This window comes from Neobacillus sp. KR4-4 (assembly GCF_042136325.1).
Taxonomy (GTDB): Bacteria; Bacillota; Bacilli; order Bacillales; family Cytobacillaceae; genus Neobacillus.
The window spans coordinates 12940-31808 of the sequence record NZ_JBHHJU010000044.1 but is presented as its reverse complement, the minus strand read 5'-3'; the positions used below and the strand labels follow the sequence as shown (position 1 = coordinate 31808).

Annotated in this window: 22 protein-coding genes and 2 rRNA genes; 19 read left to right on the top strand and 5 right to left on the bottom strand. The window is 37.9% G+C overall.

Features of this window, described 5'->3' with window-relative positions; genetic code table 11:
* A 23S ribosomal RNA gene (locus tag ACE198_RS26785) occupies nt 1-111 on the top strand; the annotation flags it as partial.
* 77 nt (nt 112-188) lie between these two features.
* Nucleotides 189-305, top strand: a 5S ribosomal RNA gene (gene rrf / locus ACE198_RS26780).
* Between the two features lie 117 nt (nt 306-422).
* Here the strand turns inward: rrf and ACE198_RS26775 are convergent.
* On the bottom strand, nt 423-731 hold the full coding sequence (locus tag ACE198_RS26775) for a hypothetical protein (RefSeq protein ID WP_098576492.1): 309 nt from the start codon (nt 729-731) through the stop codon (nt 423-425).
* Between the two features lie 240 nt (nt 732-971).
* Between ACE198_RS26775 and ACE198_RS26770 the strand changes: the two genes are divergently transcribed.
* The gene (locus ACE198_RS26770; RefSeq protein ID WP_375377649.1) at nt 972-1316 is read left to right on the top strand and encodes a lmo0954 family membrane protein; all 345 of its coding nucleotides are present in this window, start codon (nt 972-974) and stop codon (nt 1314-1316) included.
* Nucleotides 1317-1338: 22 nt separating this feature from the next.
* Nucleotides 1339-1977, top strand: coding sequence for a PspA/IM30 family protein (locus tag ACE198_RS26765; RefSeq protein ID WP_375377648.1), 639 nt, complete (start codon nt 1339-1341; stop codon nt 1975-1977).
* Between the two features lie 47 nt (nt 1978-2024).
* Here ACE198_RS26765 and ACE198_RS26760 read toward each other — a convergent pair whose 3' ends face one another.
* On the bottom strand, nt 2025-3002 hold the full coding sequence (locus ACE198_RS26760) for a ring-cleaving dioxygenase (RefSeq protein ID WP_251463203.1): 978 nt from the start codon (nt 3000-3002) through the stop codon (nt 2025-2027).
* A 265-nt stretch (nt 3003-3267) separates the two neighbouring features.
* Between ACE198_RS26760 and ACE198_RS26755 the strand changes: the two genes are divergently transcribed.
* From ACE198_RS26755 to ACE198_RS26715, 9 genes are all read left to right on the top strand, one after another.
* Complete coding sequence (locus ACE198_RS26755) at nt 3268-4500, top strand: DUF438 domain-containing protein (protein ID WP_375377647.1); 1233 nt, start codon at nt 3268-3270, stop codon at nt 4498-4500.
* A 272-nt stretch (nt 4501-4772) separates the two neighbouring features.
* Entirely contained in the window at nt 4773-5966 is a 1194-nt protein-coding gene (locus tag ACE198_RS26750; protein ID WP_375377646.1) for a glucose-1-phosphate adenylyltransferase, read from the top strand.
* A 113-nt stretch (nt 5967-6079) separates the two neighbouring features.
* Nucleotides 6080-6871 carry an HAD family hydrolase gene (locus ACE198_RS26745; protein ID WP_375377645.1) on the top strand — a complete coding sequence of 264 codons (792 nt, stop codon included), beginning with the start codon at nt 6080-6082 and terminating at the stop codon, nt 6869-6871.
* A 179-nt stretch (nt 6872-7050) separates the two neighbouring features.
* Nucleotides 7051-7740 carry a BsuPI-related putative proteinase inhibitor gene (locus ACE198_RS26740; RefSeq protein ID WP_375377644.1) on the top strand — a complete coding sequence of 230 codons (690 nt, stop codon included), beginning with the start codon at nt 7051-7053 and terminating at the stop codon, nt 7738-7740.
* A 297-nt stretch (nt 7741-8037) separates the two neighbouring features.
* Entirely contained in the window at nt 8038-9417 is a 1380-nt protein-coding gene (gene brnQ, locus ACE198_RS26735) for a branched-chain amino acid transport system II carrier protein (RefSeq protein ID WP_375377643.1), read from the top strand.
* Nucleotides 9418-9593: 176 nt separating this feature from the next.
* A complete protein-coding gene (locus ACE198_RS26730; protein WP_026568674.1) occupies nt 9594-9794 on the top strand; it encodes a cold-shock protein in 201 nt (66 codons plus the stop codon).
* 86 nt (nt 9795-9880) lie between these two features.
* The gene (locus tag ACE198_RS26725; protein ID WP_375377642.1) at nt 9881-10759 is read left to right on the top strand and encodes a LysR family transcriptional regulator; all 879 of its coding nucleotides are present in this window, start codon (nt 9881-9883) and stop codon (nt 10757-10759) included.
* Nucleotides 10760-10894: 135 nt separating this feature from the next.
* Nucleotides 10895-11263 carry a CidA/LrgA family protein gene (locus ACE198_RS26720; RefSeq protein WP_251463211.1) on the top strand — a complete coding sequence of 123 codons (369 nt, stop codon included), beginning with the start codon at nt 10895-10897 and terminating at the stop codon, nt 11261-11263.
* Nucleotides 11263-11949: an LrgB family protein gene (locus ACE198_RS26715; RefSeq protein ID WP_098576495.1), complete on the top strand. Its 687-nt coding sequence runs from the start codon at nt 11263-11265 to the stop codon at nt 11947-11949. The genes ACE198_RS26720 and ACE198_RS26715 overlap by 1 nt, the downstream gene beginning before the upstream one ends.
* Before the next feature lie 57 nt (nt 11950-12006).
* On the opposite strand, the gene ACE198_RS26710 is transcribed toward ACE198_RS26715, so the two are convergent.
* Together ACE198_RS26710 and ACE198_RS26705 are read right to left on the bottom strand one after the other, a co-directional pair.
* A complete protein-coding gene (locus tag ACE198_RS26710; RefSeq protein WP_251463212.1) occupies nt 12007-12501 on the bottom strand; it encodes an SdpI family protein in 495 nt (164 codons plus the stop codon).
* A 128-nt stretch (nt 12502-12629) separates the two neighbouring features.
* Entirely contained in the window at nt 12630-13451 is an 822-nt protein-coding gene (locus ACE198_RS26705) for an HAD family hydrolase (RefSeq protein WP_375377641.1), read from the bottom strand.
* Nucleotides 13452-13726: 275 nt separating this feature from the next.
* Here ACE198_RS26705 and ACE198_RS26700 point away from each other — a divergent pair, with 275 nt between their 5' ends.
* The 5 genes from ACE198_RS26700 (at nt 13727) to ACE198_RS26680 (ending at nt 16406) form a co-directional block, all read left to right on the top strand.
* Complete coding sequence (locus tag ACE198_RS26700; RefSeq protein ID WP_375377640.1) at nt 13727-14008, top strand: hypothetical protein; 282 nt, start codon at nt 13727-13729, stop codon at nt 14006-14008.
* A 121-nt stretch (nt 14009-14129) separates the two neighbouring features.
* On the top strand, nt 14130-14306 hold the full coding sequence (locus ACE198_RS26695; protein WP_251463215.1) for a DUF2187 family protein: 177 nt from the start codon (nt 14130-14132) through the stop codon (nt 14304-14306).
* A 207-nt stretch (nt 14307-14513) separates the two neighbouring features.
* Nucleotides 14514-15950, top strand: a complete 1437-nt coding sequence (locus ACE198_RS26690) for an MDR family MFS transporter (RefSeq protein ID WP_375377639.1) — start codon at nt 14514-14516, stop codon at nt 15948-15950.
* A gap of 138 nt (nt 15951-16088) precedes the next feature.
* Nucleotides 16089-16223: a hypothetical protein gene (locus tag ACE198_RS26685; RefSeq protein ID WP_375377638.1), complete on the top strand. Its 135-nt coding sequence runs from the start codon at nt 16089-16091 to the stop codon at nt 16221-16223.
* A gap of 36 nt (nt 16224-16259) precedes the next feature.
* Nucleotides 16260-16406, top strand: coding sequence for a hypothetical protein (locus tag ACE198_RS26680; RefSeq protein WP_375377637.1), 147 nt, complete (start codon nt 16260-16262; stop codon nt 16404-16406).
* Nucleotides 16407-16555: 149 nt separating this feature from the next.
* Here the strand turns inward: ACE198_RS26680 and ACE198_RS26675 are convergent, their stop codons facing one another.
* Nucleotides 16556-17146: a guanylate kinase gene (locus ACE198_RS26675; protein WP_375377636.1), complete on the bottom strand. Its 591-nt coding sequence runs from the start codon at nt 17144-17146 to the stop codon at nt 16556-16558.
* Nucleotides 17147-17377: 231 nt separating this feature from the next.
* On the opposite strand from ACE198_RS26675, the gene ACE198_RS26670 reads away from it, so the two are divergent.
* On the top strand, nt 17378-18865 hold the full coding sequence (locus ACE198_RS26670; protein ID WP_098576475.1) for a TIGR02677 family protein: 1488 nt from the start codon (nt 17378-17380) through the stop codon (nt 18863-18865).
* Nucleotides 18866-18869 lie beyond the last annotated feature (4 nt).

Genomic DNA, 18869 nt, shown 5'->3' with positions numbered 1-18869 from the left:
CATAGCGCAAGCTAGTAAGAACCCTGAAAGATGATCAGGTTGATAGGTCAGAGGTGGAAGCGTGGTAACATGTGGAGCTGACTGATACTAATCGTTCGAGGACTTATCCTAATTTTAAGGTGAACTCAAGTTTACAAACTTCTTCAGCATTATCTAGTTTTGAGGGAATGAAGCCTCAAATTTTATAGTCTGGCAGCAATGGCGAGAAGGTCACACCCGTTCCCATACCGAACACGGAAGTTAAGCTTCTCAGCGCCGATGGTAGTTGGGACACGCGTCCCTGTGAGAGTAGGACGTTGCCAGGCACGAAAAGGACAATCTGAAAAAGGTTGTCTTTTTTGTTTTTCATGCTTTTTCCTCATATAAGTAAAAAAGGGCAATGAGTTAAATTTCATTGTCCTTTTCGGTCAGTTACATTATAATTATCGCCTTAATCGCCGTAATACCTTATATTCAAAATCATCACGATCGATATCCAATCCCAACACTTCATTTCGGAATGTCTTAAAACGTCCATTATCCACTTCCAAAGTAAAATAGCCTCTTTCACTTAAAAGATTTAAATCTCCAATGATATTTTTCCTGCGAACAGGGTCAAATAAATTAACTAAGTTAGGATTATTTGGATGTGGCTTGAATTGACATCCTTGTTCCACACAAGTTCTCACGATGTTTTGGACTTTTGGATGGGCAATACTCTCAATTTTCCTGGTTGCTTCGATACTAAGCATAACATCACTCCTTTTCCCGTCTTAAAACGATATGCATATGCCAAGACTAATATGCAAATTGACAAGAATGATTCACCTGGTGAACGGAGATGCAGTGGGTGGTATGTTTAGCAATTGAGTTGTAACGGACTAACCCTTTCTACGTCTTTAGACCGAGTTAAAAATCAAGCTTAGGCGCAATTATGATTACTAAGGAAAAAAGGTAAGATGATATCAAGATAAACAAAGGAGGAAAACAAAATGAAAAAATTCGGTTTACTTTTAGCAGGTGGGGTTGCAGCAATCGTCCTGCTTTCAACAATTGGTCCGATGCTAGGTCTGATTGTAAGTGCAGTCCTGTTATATTTCATCTACAAAAAGTTCCTAAAAACAGAATCAATTGGTTGGAAAATTGGCTTAGCGATTATCGGGGGGATTGTCCTGATCGCTTCTCTACACAATATTCCTGCCATCATTGGTGTTGGAGCTGCCTATGTGCTGTACCTAGTCTACAAAAAATGGAATAGCAGCAAAGTGATTTTTGAAAAAGAGGAATCAGATTCATTCATTAATTTTGAAAAGCAATGGAATGAATTAAAGAAATAAAAACAAAAAAGGAGAGAATAAGATGACAAACTTATTTACAAGAATTAAAAACACGATTACAGCAGATTTGCATGAGGCGATTGATCACAAGGAGAAGAAAAATCCAATTGCTCTTCTTAATCAATACCTTCGCCAATGTGAACAAGAGACCGAAAAGGTGCGAAAGTTGTTGGAGCGCCAGTATATCTTGAAAGATGAATTCCAAAGAGAATTACAGCATGCAGAAGAGTTAGCAGAAAAAAGAACATATCAAGCCGAAATTGCGTCAAAAGCAGGGGAAAATGAGTTATATCAGTTCGCCGCCTCCGAGCAGCAGCAATATACCGATCGAGCAAATCGTTTACGTACTTCCCTAGAACAAGTTAATGGGCAGTTAAGTGATTTAGAAAGAAAATATGAGGAAATGAAGCATAAGGTGAAAGATATGCATCTTCGCAGAATGGAATTAATGGGCAGAGAAAATGTGACTCGCGCGAATCTTCAAATTAACCAGGTGCTCGATTCCCATTCATACTCTGATAAATCATACTCAAAGTTTAAGGAAATCGAAAACTATCTTGCCCGCTTAGAGCACCAAGTAAACAGCTCATTTTATCGCAGTACAATTGATGCGCGCGTTGCACAATTAGAAAAAGAATTGAAAAAAGAAACGATTTCATAAGTTTTTAAATGAACAAAGAGCGGGGCATCATTGCCTCGCTCTTTGTTTTATTCTTTAATGAATTCCTTGGTACTTCTAGTCGTATCAATTGGACGAACCATACTCTCAATTTGTGCCCGTTTGGGTTCTAAGAATGGCGGTAAAGATAATTTTTCGCCTAATGTTTCGTAAGGCTCGTCGCCCATAAACCCTGGACCGTCGGTTGCAAACTCAAACAGTATTTGTGGTGCCACTCTTGCATATAAGGAACCGAAGAAGAAACGATCAACGAACCCTGACGTTTGGAAGCCGAAGCTTTCCATGTGTCCAATCCATTCTTCTAAGACAGACCGATCTTCGACACGGAAAGCCGCATGATGGACGGTCCCGAAGCCTTGGCGGGCTTGAGGGAGGATCGCATTATACTCGACAACCACTTGTGCACCATTTCCGCCTTCACCCACTTCAAATAAATGAAATGAACCTTCATTTGCTATTTCTTTAAAGAGGAGTACTTTTTCCATCATTTCTTTAAAGTAGTCGAAATTTGCGACACGAACTAAGATCGGACCCAATCCTGTAATGGCATAATCTAATGGTATAGGCCCTTTTTGCCATGGGGTACCTGCTGCAATCCCTTGATTATTTTCATCTGAAATCAATTGATAATGCTGGTCATCAAAATCCACAAACGACAGGGTTTTTTTACCGAATTGTTCTTTAATCCCTGTATGCTTTACCCCTAAACGATCAAAACGTTTCACCCAATACTCAATCGCCGCGTCACTTGGGACACGGAAGGATGTTTTGGAAATTTCGTTGGTCCCATGAACTCCTTTCGGAATCCCTGGAAAATCGAAAAAGGTCATATCGGTTCCTGCACTGCCAACATCATCAGCAAAGAATAAATGATAGGTTTGAATATCATCCTGGTTAACTGTTTTCTTGACTAAGCGCATCCCTAATACATATGTGAAAAATTCATAGTTTTTTTCCGCACTGCTTGTAATCGCGGTTACGTGATGTATACCTTTTAAACCATTCATTGTCGTTCCTCCTATACCTCGAAATTTACATTTATTGTTTTAGTATCTTCTATCAATTTAAGGAATATTATCTTGAATTAATTTATCTTTAATTCAAAATAAATATAACACGAAATAACTATTCTGTCAAAAGTTCGTTCCTAAAGTTTTCACAATTTGGTTGTTACTAATGATGTGAATCACTAACAAGGATTTTCGGAAGTGGTAAGTTACTAATGAGAACAAATATCAAAAGTATTTTGCCACAATGAAGGAGAATCCTATTATGAGTGAAATCATTAATAATCGTGAACAACTGACTAAATCAAATTCAGAACGCTTAAGTATATTAAAACAACTGTTTGTCGATCTTCATCAAGGAAGAAACTTGGACGAGGTTAAAGCCCACTTTGATGCATTGATTGGAAAAATAACCATTGAAGAGATTACACAGCTCCAACATGATTTTGTCGAAGAGGGAAGTATTTCTGCGAAAGAACTACAACATCTCTATCATCAGCATTCAGCTATTTTTCAAGGAGCGATTGTGGAAGATGGAACCCAAAACGGAAGATTAGAAGAACAGCCTGGGCATCCCGTTCATACTTTTAAGCGTGAGAATCAAGAAATAGATAAATTGTTATCGAAGAAGCTTCAGGTCCATTTGGAGGAATTTATGAAGGAAGATTCTACAGAGAATATTTACAAACTAATGGAAGATATCAATCGATTGCTGGATATTGAAAAGCATTATAGCCGTAAAGAGAATTTGATTTTTCCCTATTTAGAAAAGTACGGGATTTTCGGTCCAACCACCAATATGTGGAGAATTGATGATTTCATTCGGGACGCGATTAAGGATTGCAGGCAGAAACTTGTTAATTATCAAGGGGATAAGGAAGCTATTATTGCCGTTGTAAATTATGTCATTCAAGAAGTAGCAGGGATGATTTATAAGGAAGAGAACATCCTTTTCCCGATGGCCATAAATAATTTTACGGAAGATGAATGGGTTAAAATTGCCCATGAAAGTGATGAAATTGGTTTTTGCCTGATCGATTCTGCTGAGGTTTGGAGGCCGGAGAGAAAGGCCTTGGAAGAAAAGGCCATCTCTGAAGGGTATATTAAGATGGAAACCGGGATTCTCTCCTTAAAGCAGCTGGAGTTGTTATTAAACCATTTACCAGTGGATATCACATTTATTGATCAGGATGGTGTGGTCCGTTATTTCTCGCACGGGAAGGAAAGAATATTTGCTCGGACGAAAGCGGTCATTGGCCGAACTGTCCAAAACTGTCATCCGCCAAGAAGTGTCCATGTTGTAGAGGCATTGTTGGCAGACTTTAAGTCTGGCAAAAAGGACTGTGAAGATTTTTGGATTAAGTTCAAGGATAAATATGTTTATATTCGCTACTTTGCGGTTCGTGATGTGAACGGAAACTATATCGGCACGCTTGAATTTACCCAGAATATTGATCCGATCAAAGCAATTGAAGGAGAGAAACGGATCTTAAATTAAGAGCATATATAAAAAGAACTGTCATTTCAATGTCGAGGTAATCGCCAGGAAATGGTAGTTTTTTTGTTATGGGCAATATTCGGTATTTAAAATTACGACAATACTAGCTAATATTTGAGTTTACTTACTGTTGGTGTCGATAAAAAAGTTGGTCACTTTCACAAAGCTGTAACAGGTTCACCGGGAAACTGGAAGAAAACGGAGATAATAAAAGTAGAGGAAGATGTTATAGATGTGCACATGTTAGGAACTAATTTTCGAGGAGGGTAACAATGAAAAAACAAAAATGGATTGCTTTGTTATTGGCTGGCGGGAAGGGTACAAGGTTAAACCTGCTGACAAAATCACTAGTTAAACCAGCAGTCCCCTTTGGTGGGAAGTACCGCATCATTGATTTTGCCTTAAGTAATTGCAAGAACTCCGGAATTGAAACTGTAGGAATTTTAACACAATACAGACCCTACGTGCTGCATTCACATCTTGTTCATTGCAGCTATTGGAACTTGTATAATCGTCATGGGGGCCTGACGATTCTCCCACCATTTCAACGCAATAACTCTGGAGTAGAATGGTATGAAGGAACTTCCCATGCTGTTTTTCAAAATATTGAATTTATCGAGCAGCAAAAGCCAGAGCATGTTCTGATTCTTTCTGCAGACCAAATCTATAAAATGGATTATTCTTTGATGCTTGAACAGCATATTGAAACGAACGCGGATTGTACGATCGCTGTTGTTGAAGTTCCGTGGGAATACGCCGGCCGCCTTGGTCTCATAAAAATGGAGAAGGAAAGCTATAAAATTATCGATTTTGAAGAAAAACCAGAACATCCGACGACGAATTTGGCATCAATGGGTATTTATATTTTCAAATGGCCAGTGTTAAAAGAATACTTGCTGCAAGAGGAGCAAAAAGAAATTACAAATCGAGATTTTGGTAAGGATATCATTCCTTCAATGCTGTGTGATGGACGAGGGCTCTATGCCTATTATTTCAACAACTATTGGAAAGATGTGGGGACCGTTCGGAGTTTTTGGGATGCTAATTTAGATCTTTTAAATAAGGAGACAAACATTTTTCTGCAAAATCCGGAGTGGAAAATCCATACGGTCGAACATAATGCGGACCCTTTATATTTGGATCAATCCGCAAAGGCTCAGCAAAGTTTACTAAGTGAAGGCTGTGAAATATACGGGACTATCGAAAAGTCTGTTGTGTTTAGCGGGGTGAAGGTTGGAAAGGGGGCGCGAATCAAGAATGCTGTTATCCTGCCTAATACCATTGTTGAAGAGAACGCTTGGATTGAAAATGCGGTCATAGGCAGCCAAACAGTGATTAAGAAAGGTGTTATCCTTGTCTCAAAGGATCCGGACGTCCATTTAATCGTTGTCGGAAATAATGTGACCGTGGACCCTGCCCTTCACGAAACAACATCCAAAAACAATGTATTGACAATATCATCCTAAAAATCGGAAACCTTCCCTTTTAAAATAAAATAATAAAAAATTCAGAATGATATATTTTTTATTTGTAAAATGGTAAACTAGTAAGATATATCTTGGACAAGGGGAAGATTACGATGGTTAAAGCTATTTTTTTTGATTTAGATGATACACTGCTTTGGGATCAAAAAAGTGTTAAGGAAGCTTTTGTTGCTACGTGTAAAGTGGCAGAGGAGAGGTATGGGCTTAATGTGGATCAGCTAGAAGAGGCTGTTCGCGAAGCTGCGAGAAGTATTTATGCCGGCTATGAATTTTACTCTTTCACGCAAATGATTGGCATCAATCCGTTTGAAGGGTTGTGGGGGAATTTTTTAGATGATCAAGATGACTTTAGAAAGATGAAGGAAATGGTTCCTTCCTACCGGAAAGATGCTTGGACAGCAGGCTTGAAAGCTTTGGGCGTAGAAGATGCTGATTTTGGATTGGAACTGGCAGAACGATTTCCTCAGGAACGCAGGAAATTACCTTTTGTATATGAGGAATCTTTTAAAATTCTAGATAGGTTGAAAGGAAATTACCAACTGCTATTATTAACCAATGGTTCACCAGATCTTCAAAAAACAAAATTAGAGATCACACCGGAACTTGTTCCCTATTTTGACCACATTGTTATATCGGGGGATTTTGGCAGAGGGAAACCGGACCCGGCCATTTTTGAACACGCACTTGAGTTATTGTCGGTTGATAAGGATGAGGTCATTATGGTAGGGGATAATCTGATGACCGATATTCTTGGTGCGAATCGAGCAGGAATCAAGACAGTCTGGATAAACCGATATGACAAAGCGAGAAATGAAGTTATTCCTACGTTTGAGATTAAACATTTAGAAGAACTTTTTCCTTTATTAGAGGAATTGAAGTCGAAATAAAACACATATTCTAAAAAAATTGCTGTAGATGTAGGGGGTATCCTATATTTATGGCAATTTTTTTGGTTTTAATGGAAATTGTCGAACTTAAAATATTTAGTAAAGATGTAACTTTGTTCTCCTTTTCGGCGACTATATGGCTAAGACCACCAAATTGCTTTTTGAAAAGGAGAGGAAAAATGCGAAACATTAAATGGTTTTCTATTCTTTGTTCAACATTGGTGATTGGGCTTATAGCAGGGTGTGGAACAAATTCTGTTCCTAAGGGGAGTGCAGAAGGTACAAAGACTGAAACCCCAGAAGAAAATGAGATAGCTGCTAAATTTCATCCTACGATCGAAACGAAGTCTGAGAATAATTCAATGATTATTAATTACAAGGTTAAAAATCTATCAGACAAATCCCAGAAGCTAACGTTTCCTACCGGATTAGAGGCAGATTATATTGTTTATGATATACATGAGAAGAAAATCAAACAGTATTCCGATGAGGTCATGTCAACGCAAGCGATTAAGATATTAGCGTTAGGAAGTAATCAAGAAATTGCTAAGAAATTTACGATTTCGGATCTTCCTAATGGCCGCTATCAAATTGAGGTATTCTTAACAGCAAAAGAAGAGGAAGCCAAAGTTGTGACAGACTTAATTGTTAAAAATTCGTTTAGCAAAGGGAGCGGAGTGCTTGTTGGTCAAATGGATCCCCATACAATTGAAATCGATATCGAAGGCAAGAAGGTAGCCTTTCAGCTAACAGAGGAAGCTATCAAGCAATTAACGCAGCTTTATGAAGGTAAACAAGTATCATTTTTATACACAGAAAACGAGACTGGACAAAAGTTGATTCATAAATTTGTAACAGGAACTCCATAAATGCTAGAGGTATATCAAACAGACCTTTGCCGACAAGTGGATAAAGGTCTATTTGTTTTCTTAATTGTGAATATTTGTTATCTCAGAATAGAACTCCAGCATTGGTTAGGATTAATTTACATCTTTTTCTTGTTTTGAAAAATCAAGTAAATTCGTTTTATAAAGGTATTTTATTCCTGTCGAAATTATCTAATAAATCTTAAAAATAGGTTGATATTAATTTGTAAGGATAGTAATATAATTCTCGGACTATATTAAAATATCATCAAAAGAAACATTTAGGTAGGAGTAGCTAATATGCAAAATAAATTACCATTTTCAAGGTATTTCGTTATAGGTGTTATGTTATTTGCCCTGTTTTTCGGGGCTGGGAATTTAATTTTTCCTGCGGCACTTGGTCAAAATGCTGGTTCTAATGTATGGATGGCCATTACTGGTTTTTTAATGACTGGAATTGGACTGCCGTTTCTAGGAATTCTTGCAATGGGGTTCTCTGGAAGCAAGAATTTAGAGGAGCTGGCAAGCCGTGTCCACCCGCTCTATGGGGTAATATTTACATCTGTTCTTTATTTAACGATTGGGCCATTTTTTGCTGCACCAAGGACAGGCGCAGTCGCTTACGATATCGGAATAGCCCCGTTTGTTAGCGAAAGTTATGGACAAGTTGGCTTATTTGTATTCACATTGCTTTTTTTTATTGTGACATTATGGTTTTCGTTAAACCCAGCCAAGTTAGTAGATCGGGTCGGCAAAATTCTTTCTCCTGCGATCATTGTACTAATTTTTATCTTATTAGTTATGGTCATTGTCAAACCGCTTGGTTCAATCGAAGCGCCACAAGCTGCTTATGCTAACGGTGCATTTATGAAAGGATTTATGGAAGGTTATAACACAATGGATGCTCTTGCATCACTTGTATTTGGGATTATCGTTATCAATTCGATTCGATCAATGGGTGTTACCACCACTCGAGGAATCCTATTAGCTTCAGCTAAATCTGGGTTAATTGCAACGATTTTTCTTGGAATCATTTATGTGGGTGTTGCCTATCTAGGGGCGACGAGTACAAGTGCATTCGGACTTTTTGATACGGGAGGTCCCGTCTTAGGGAAGGCATCTTCCTATTATTTTGGATCAATCGGAACGGTGATGTTGTCAGTTATTATCCTGCTCGCTTGTCTGACTACGAGCATTGGTTTAATGTCAGCGTGCGGCGAATACTTCCATACGCTACTTCCTAAAGTCAGTTACAAAATGTGGGTGTTGTTTTTTTCAGTCGTTTCATTTGTGATTGCCAACTTTGGTTTATCGAATATCATTAATTTTTCCATTCCGGTATTAATGTTGCTATACCCTTTGGCGATTGCGTTAATGCTGCTGACATTTTTGTCGAAACTATTTAACCATTCACGAATTGTTTATGCAGCTGTTATTATTGTCACCTTTATGATTAGTAACATTGATGGTTTTAAAACTCTCTGCGACCTGCTTGGGATCGAATATTTCGGCTGGCTTGAGAAGATTGTTTCGTTTTATGAACGCGTGCTGCCTTTTTATCACAATGGACTTGGCTGGCTGCTGCCAGTTTTGGTTACGATCATCATTACTGGAATCATCGTCAATGTGAAGAATTTTACTACGATACGTGTGAAAAACAAAACTGAAAGTTTCTTATAACATACAAAGATAAGCTCTTTCGATAATAACTATTTGCATTCCTATCATTTATCTGTTATAGTAAAGAAGAATTATTTTTGTTAGTTGTAGGATAATAAGTGCTAAACTTTCTGTCTTAAAGAACTGAGCAAGGATAGTAACACAATGTGTGCCAAGCACACGAGGAGGAAACAACAATGGAACAAGGTAAAGTAAAATGGTTTAATGCAGAAAAAGGTTTCGGATTCATCGAACGCGAAGCAGGAGACGATGTATTCGTACACTTCTCAGCTATCCAAAGCGAAGGTTTCAAAACTTTAGACGAAGGTCAAGCAGTTACATTTGAAGTAGAACAAGGTCAACGTGGACCACAAGCTACTAACGTTCGTAAAGCATAATTGAACCTAAATAATAAAAGACTCTCTTATGAGGGTCTTTTTTGTGTTTAAAAAATAAAATAATCAAATTTTCAGAGGTGGAAGTGTTGGAATTAAGGCAATTACAATTATTCATGGAAGTAGCTAAGCTTAAAAGTATAACAAAAGCGGCGGAAAGCATGCATATCTCACAGCCGGCCATTAGTAAGTCAATCCGGGCGTTAGAGGGAGAGCTAGGGATGACGTTGGTTATTCGCACCAATAAGACCAGTGATCTGACTGATGCAGGGAAAATTGTCTTAGAATATGCGCAGAGAATAGCTGGAATCCTATCTGAAATGAAAACAACCTTAAATGATATAACGAACCTATCTAGAGGGCAGATCGATATTGGGCTGCCCCCTTTTATAGGCAGTTTATTTTTTCCAAGGGTAATCGCGAAGTTTCATCATTCCTATCCAAATATAGTACTGAATATTACTGAGTATGGTGGAGCAAGAGTGGTAAAAAGTGTCGAGGAAGGAGAGTTCGAGCTAGGAGTAGCAGTTCTCCCTATTGATGAACAGCAATTTGATGTGTACCCCATCGTGGAAGAAGAAATGAAGCTGCTGGTTTACAAAGAACATCATTTAGCAAAGCATAATGTAGTCGATATTAAGGAATTAAGAAATGAGGAGTTTATTTTTTACCACGAGGAATTTGCTCTTAATCAAATTATGAGGAATCATTTCATTGCTGCCGGTTTTGAACCCAATATCTTATTTATGAGTTCTCAGTGGGACTTGATGACAGAAATGGTAGCTGCCAACCTCGGAATTACGATTCTTCCACAATCTATTTGTAACCGGGCATTTAACCCAGATATTAGGATTATCGACCTTGAACAACCGATTTTATGGAGGCTTGCGGTTCTAACCAAGAAAGACCGCTATATCTCTAACGCGGGTCGAACCTTCATTGATTTTATCTTAAAAGATCCATTATAACTTTAAGTTATGCAAACTATTCGATATATGTATTTTACGAATGGCGAAAATCAGCGTACGATATACTCTATAGTTAATTTCGGAATGAAAAGGAGTTTATTAGCTCCTTTTTTGCATTATGGAGGGATTTTTTCGATGAAACTTGGAGTTATCATCTTACAGGTATTATTTTTACATGTTTTCTTATTTCTCGGCGCGTCACTGAAAGAGGTAATTCCACTTCCTATTCCTGCGTCTATGTTCGGACTGTGCCTTCTATTTCTCGCGCTCTACATCAAAATAATCAAATTGGAATGGGTAGAAAAAGGAGCAAATTGGCTGTTAGCCGAGCTGTTGCTTTTCTTTGTCCCATCAGCGGTGGGAATTGTCAATTATGATGAAATACTTAGTGTTGAGGGGGCAGAAATCGTCGGTTTAATAGGGATTAGTACGATTATTGTTATGGGAATTACCGCACTAATTGCTGAAAGAATAACGGGTAGGAAAAGGAGTGAGCAGCATTGATGATGTTTTTATTTACGATTGTAACATTTCTTGTCTACCGACTTTCGAAGAAGGTTCATTCAAAATGGAGCCTGTTCCTTTTCCATCCTTTATTGCTGGCCCCTATTTTATTAATTATATTGATTTCCGTAACACATGTCTCAGCCAATCAATACCTAGAGGATACAAAATGGCTGTCACATTTATTGGGACCAGCAACAGTTGCATTTGCTGTACCGATTTATAAACACTTAAAGATTATTAAAAAATATGTGGGTACGATTATCATCAGCATCACCTCTGGCTCTCTTGTGGCGATTTTTTCTACTTTTGGTTTGTCGAAATTGTTTCACTTAAAATATGACTTTATCACATCGATGCTTCCAAGGTCGATTACAACGCCGATTGCCATTGAGGTTTCAAAAGAAATTGGCGGTCTGCCAACCTTAACAACGGTTTTCGTCATTTTAACTGGGATTATTGGCAGCATTGTTGGGCCATCGGTGATCAAAGGGCTATCCATTAAAACACCCATCGCCAAAGGCCTTGCATTAGGCATGGGTGCCCATGGAGCAGGAACAAACAAAGCGTTTGAATACGGGAAACAAGAAGCAACCTTCTCATCCCTTGCCATGATCTTCGCAGCATTAATTACCTTAATTTGGGGTGCTCTTCTCATACCACCACTAATGCATTTTACTGTCTGAAAATATAAAGGTGTCAGGCACCATGTGAATATTTCACATGGCGCCTGACACCTTTTCCTAATGATTTGGGACACGTGTTTGTTTTTGATAGCTAGTTTTGAGTATGCCTGTTGGTTTTTCCCAAAAGTATGCGAGGTGGGGTGTATTTTGGTTAAAGAGTTCAATAAGTTCATGGAAGTTTTTCATCTGATATACATTAAAGGCAATGCCCTTTTCTGTTTTTACTTGAAAATAACATGTCGTGGTATTATTTTCACCTGCCGATTCTTTCTCATAATAAAGGGTGTCCGTTACGTCTTCCCAGGTATACTCATTAACAAATGTCCCTTTTCTTTGGTTCGCGATGGTGACAGTAAACCCTTTTTCATGACAAATAACCGTGGTGTCATTGCCAAAGAAATACATTATAAGAAATATGACGAGGGCAATAATAACGATAATTGATCCAACTAATACGTTAATAAACATGAATCCAATTCCAATAAAACAAAAAATAAGTCCAAAAATACCAGAAGATCTGGATGACGTTTTATTTGCGAATTCTCTGTTCATAAAAAAATCCCTCCTTTAGTAAGAAGGGTATGCTTTCCACTATGTTAAATGACTGAACAAGTCTAACGGACCGTAAGAAAATTAACCGACAAATTGTGCAAAATCAAATGATAAAGTGAAATCTTTCATCATAGAATTGTTTCTTTAGCATTTAATAACTGTAAGAGTTCGCGAACAGCATAGGAAAAACCATCTTCGTCATTAGTTTTTGTAATAATATCGGCATTTTGTTGAACAAGGGCAGGGGCATTCCCCATTGCAACAGACGTGGTTGCGACTTCAAACTGGGCAAGGTCATTACCGCCGTCACCAAAGGCAATAATTTCCTCAAAAGAAAGATTCATCATTTGCTGGTATCGTAATAATGCTTTTCCCTTATGGGCTTCACTCGAGGTCATTTCCACATTGTTTGGAAAAGAAGAAGCCATAGAAATATCAAATTTCCCATCTAAGGCGGCTTTAACTTTTTCAATTTCTTCTACTTGATCTGGATGGACCAAGGCAATAAGTTTATAGATTTTTAGATTGTCTTTTTCAAGAATTGTATCATAATTAAATGTTTGAAAGAGTTCATCCAACTCCTGTTTACTTTTGCCGTGTAATGGCGGCAATGTGGAAGGAAAACCTCCATAATTCGTGTAAACAAGAATGCCTACACCTAGTTCTTTCAGTTTCTCCAAAATATTTTTGTAGGTGGAAATAGGTAAGACAGCCTCATACATTAATTCTCTAGTTTCTGAATATAAAACGGACCCATTGATACAAAAGATCGGAATCTCCATATTTTGAACAGCTTTTAATTTAATAACATCTGCGTAAGCCCGTCCGGTATTCAAAATAAGGCAGTGACCTTGAGCCTTTAATTCGTTTAAAACTTTCTCATTCTCTACAGAAATTTCATGCTGCGAGTTTAATAATGTACCGTCTAAATCAATTGAAATACATTTCATAATATCAAAATTCCTTTCCATTCCATCATAAAGACAACTATATCAGATTTACACACAAAAATGGGATTCCAAATTTTATAGTTAAATGAGAAATAGTGGTGCCTGACACCAATAATCAGGAAATGATGCTTGAATATTTAACATTTTAGTTGATATAACATTTTTTTCCTTCTATAATCAATACAATAACCTTATTGGTGAAGTGTACTGTCCCATTCCTCACGTTACTTTTTCACAGATTGTTTTTAAGAATAAGAGATCGGGAGTGAATTGTGATGATATTGAGAATTAGTGAAATAACTGGATTTCTTCATGACTTTGAGAGATATGCTCACCAGGATGGTACGAAGTATTATCTTACATTAAACACGTTAAGTCCAAAAGGTACACTTACGATTATGAAGTATCCAGAGGGGAATTTTACCTATCACCGAAAAAATGAAAATTATTGGGACATTAAAGAAGTTGATATTGACCTGGAGATGTTATCTGATATTATATGGGGATTTAGAAAGACCATTAACGAAATGATTTTAGAGGGTACGATGGCACATTAGTGGTTTCATAAAAAATAGCATAGCCTCCTGAACCTGTAAAGGCTTGTTTTCTTGCAATAATCCATCATCTGAAAAGTATGTTTTCGGGAATTTTTGGATACGATATTGTCGAGGTGATGGAATGGCAACGGCTAAGTTAGGCGATACAATTTCCTTTCAACGGGATGGAAAAAACCTTGAAGGTGTCGTTTCTGGGATAAGGGAAAATTCTGTTATGGTCCAATATGGTTTCTCGAAGGAAAAAGATGAGCCACTGACAACCATAGTCAACCATAAAAATTACAAAATTAAGAAGTAAGCGGTAAATTAGATGTTCTTTCCCATAGTGGCGAAAGGACTCTTTTTTTTTGTGGCAGGGGTGCATCTGGATGGCGGCTATAAACAAAGAGCATTTAATTGGCACTTTATGGATAAATCAGTTAATCTGTAAAAGTACGTTTTTTTCAAAGGCTAATGGCGGAGCTCACCATCATAAAGAAATAAAAGAGGAACGGGGGATGGATAGATGGCGATTACAAATAATAAGCAGTCGACGATTGTTGCGCTTTTGCTTGCAGGAACGTTTATTGCTATTTTAAATCAAACTTTGATGATTACAGCGATACCTCCAATTATGGAAGAAATGCATATAACCGCTAACAGTGCGCAATGGCTGACAACTGTTTTCATGTTAGTAAATGGAATCATGATTCCGATTAGTGCATTTCTATTAGAGCGGTTTACAACAAGGCAGTTGTTTCTTACGGCGATGAGTATTTTTGCTGTTGGAACCCTTGTAGGCGGAGTTGCTCCTAATTTTGAACTACTTCTATTAGGAAGGATTATACAATCTGGCGGGGCAGGGATTATGCTTCCCTTAATGACAACGGTATTTCTGATGATTTTTCCAGTCAATAAACGGGGGGCCGCCATGGGACTGGTCGGTCTAGTCATATCCTTTGCGCCAGCAATTGGTCCAGCACTGTCAGGATGGGTGACCTCGCAATTTTCATGGCGAGTCCTGTTTTTTATCATATTGCCAATTGCTCTTATAGATATTCTCGTTGCTTTCTTTGCTTTAAAAAATGTAACTGAGGTATCAAAACCAAAAATGGATGTTATTTCTATCGTGTTATCTACATTAGGTTTTGGCGGCTTGCTGTATGGTTTTACTTGTGCAGGAAATTATGGATGGGCAAACCCGACCACGCTCTTAACGTTAGGAATTGGTGGATTGTCACTGCTTCTGTTTATTACCAGGCAGTTAAGGCTTAAACATCCCATGCTTGAATTCGGTGTATTTAAGTATTCCGTTTTCCCATTTGCCATTATCATTGGTATGATTGGCTTTATGGGATTGATTGGGGCAGAAACAATTATCCCTTTATTTATGCAGCGGATGCGCGAATTTACGGCTGTGGAGGCAGGCATCGCACTATTACCTGGTGCGCTAATCAGTGGATTGATGGCACCAATTATTGGGAGAGTGTTTGATAAAATCGGCGCGAGATGGTTAGTAATGATTGGTTTAACAATTATGACTGCATCTTCGTTTGCTTTTACGAATTTGGGTCCTTCGACGACAATGACCTATATTACTGTTTTATACGGGGTTAGAATGTTTGGCTTTTCGATGGTAATGATGCCGGTTGCAACATCTGCCTTGAACCAGTTACCCAAACAATTAATCCCCCATGGAGCCGCCGTGGATAATACGATGAAAATGATCGCTGCCTCTGTTGGTACTGCAATCCTTGTCACGGTTATGACAACCACAGCGGAAAATGCCCAGACACGCCCAGAGATTTCCAATCCAGATATGTATGGAGCCAATGTCGCGTTTATGGTCATATCCATCCTGTCACTATTAGCCCTCATTCTTTCCTTTTTTATAAAAAATGACCCTCAGACAGAAGGGGATGGAAAGCGACAAAAGAAGGTAAAAGTTAAATTGCAGGAGTAGATTGATTTATTAACCAAACAAGAACTCTGAAAAACAAAGGTAATTTGTTTTTCAGAGTTCTTTTCATTTGGCATGTCAATAGATCAGGGAATGAACCTTCTGATTAGGTTCATAATAAAACCAAAAGGAGGGAACAAAATGGACCAAAAATACAATACAGGCGATGATGCTGCAATTGAATTAAAAAAGGCGTTAAACAAAAGCCGGCCCCGAAGCAATCCGAATATGAGTGAAGCCGAGCAGAAACTTAAATTTCAAAATAAGAAAAGCTAAGGGAGTTAATGGAGGTTATCAATAGGAGATGAGAAAATGCCGAAGAATAATCCAATTGAGTATACCGGGAAAGTTCTAGATCAAAGAAATGATCTTACTGGACCAGATGAAGGAAAGGGTACCTATCCTGAACGGCCAATGCATGTACCGATTCAAGACCCAACAAGCAAAAAAGGGAAATAAAACTGGCGTGATCACCTACATAAACACCTCATTTAAAGCGGATAAAAAAGAAGATTACGAAGCCGTATTTAATGAACTTGAAAAGTTAACAAGCAAGTAAAAAAGAAAGGTGTCAGGCACTGATTAAGCCCTGACACCTTTCTTTTTATTTAATAATCGGTAACAATAAAGCCTCTCTCGAGAAATTCCTCAATGACTTCGCTAACTTGAAAGGAAATCTGCGGCGAATCATAATTTTCAAAGGCGTGTTCACAGCTATTTTTGTAGTTCATGGTTTCATCATAATGGGCCATGTGGCGAGCAATGTCTTGATCATTATCTTGTCGTTCCTTCTGTCTTTCAATAACCGTATCACGGTCGGCATAGATGAAAAAGCGCATGACACGATCACCGTACATTTGTTTTAATTTTTCGGTTCCTTCGGGATTTAATGTGAGGTATACGAGGTTGTGGGATTCGAATGCTTTAACAATGTCCTCTTCGCGAATACCATAATGGATGCCATCGATTTCTACACATTCAAGAAACTCCTGATTATCTTCCATCTTTTTGAATGTGTCTTCGTTAATAAAATGGTAGTCTTCCCCATTCTTTTCATAGTGACGTGGGGAGCGAGTGGTGTAGGAGATGACTGTCTCCATATCAAAAGCAGTCGCTACCATTTTGGCAACTGTTTTTCTTCCTGAACCATCTGGACCTGTGTAAATAAATAGCTTTTCTTTATTCTTGATTTTATACATAGATAACCTCCTGAAATGGATTATATAAAAAAGAATCTACCTATCGGCAAATGCTTTTTAGTATTACACCATAATATGGTCGACCTGGGATATTTTTATTATAACAGAAACCGGACGAAAAGTTTGATTTTTCTGATTCTCGGTTACACTGTATTACAAATTCTTTCCCATATGAAACCTCTAATCTATATTATACAATAGAAATAATAAACAAAAATTAGGATGATGACCTTGGATTCTACTATGAAAAAAATAATTGAAGCTAGCTATCTTACTGCGGATTCTGCGGCACATTATCGGACGATTCTTCGCTATTTTTTCCATCAACACGAGAGAATGAGAGATTTTATAGCACCTGAAGAATTATTGGAATATATGCGTTCCATACCATCTTTCTCCGATTATCAAGAGGAACAATTACATCAACAATTAGGACAGCTTGTAAAATGGAATAATTTAATATCAAGGCAAGATATGACCAATGCAAAAACAATTGAAGAATATAAAAAGAAAAGATTTCGCTATCAATGTACACCCTATACGGTCGAAATAGAGAGAATGGTTGTCCAATTAGAAAAAATGGGTGATACCTTTCAAGGCTCTTTGGAAAAATCTCAATTTGATAGGCTATTCCAAGCACTAACCAACCTCCAACATGAGGTTGAACATGACCTAAACAAATCCGCAGAAGAATATATGCGGATGTGGGAGGATGTTTTTCGGTATCTTCAATCAATCCGTACAAGTACTGCTGATTATATCGCATATATAAATAGTGAACAAACAGACCAAAGAATGCAGACTGAAGCATTTATAGTTTATAAAAATCAGTTTACAACCTATTTACGAGATTTTATCCTATCTTTGCAAAAAACATCCCTTCAAATCCAACAGATATTGGTGGAGTTAACTTCGGAGCGTTTGCAGCCTTACTTTCAAAAACTAATTGAGCATCGATCAGCTATCCCACGTCTCGAAGATGTTTCGTCTTCTGCAAACGATTGGCTTACCGAATATGAAGAGTATTGGTTCTCACTTCGGCAATGGTTTTTGGGTTCCACCATCCAACAAAGTGAATTAGAGGTTCTTCAGTGGCAAACAAATGAGATGATTCGCAGGATGACGAGATATGTGCAAAGAATAGGGGAGAGGCAGCAACATTTTCGCAGTCGAAAAAAGGACTATTTACAATTATCCAAATGGTTTTCCGAATGTAAGGACATTGATGAAGCTCATAAACTATCAGCGGTTGTTTTTGGTTCGATGACCATTCAGCATCTTCAGTTAGAAGCAGCAACAACTGAAAATCTCCATGTCGATACATGGGATGAGGAGCCTGTCGAATTGACGATTAAACCAAGAACTGTTCGTTATCGTGAAAAAACGAAGCCAGGTTCTTTTATCTCTAATGAAATAAAGAAAAAACAACAACGTGAGCAATATTTAAAAGAACGAGAACAAGAAAAGAAATTAATTGAAAAATACATGAATCAAGGGATGATTACGCTCTCTTCACTCTCGAAAGTTGAACCTTTCATACGCAAGTTGTTATTAAGCTGGATTGGGAAATCAATGGCGAGTAAAAATCGTATGGTTAAGACGGATTATGGGTTACACGTTAAGGTAAAGCTTGATTATGAGAAAACCATCACTTTGAAGGCTGAAGATGGAGATTTACTTATGCCAGATGCCATATTCTTGTTTGAGGAACAGGGGTGATTTA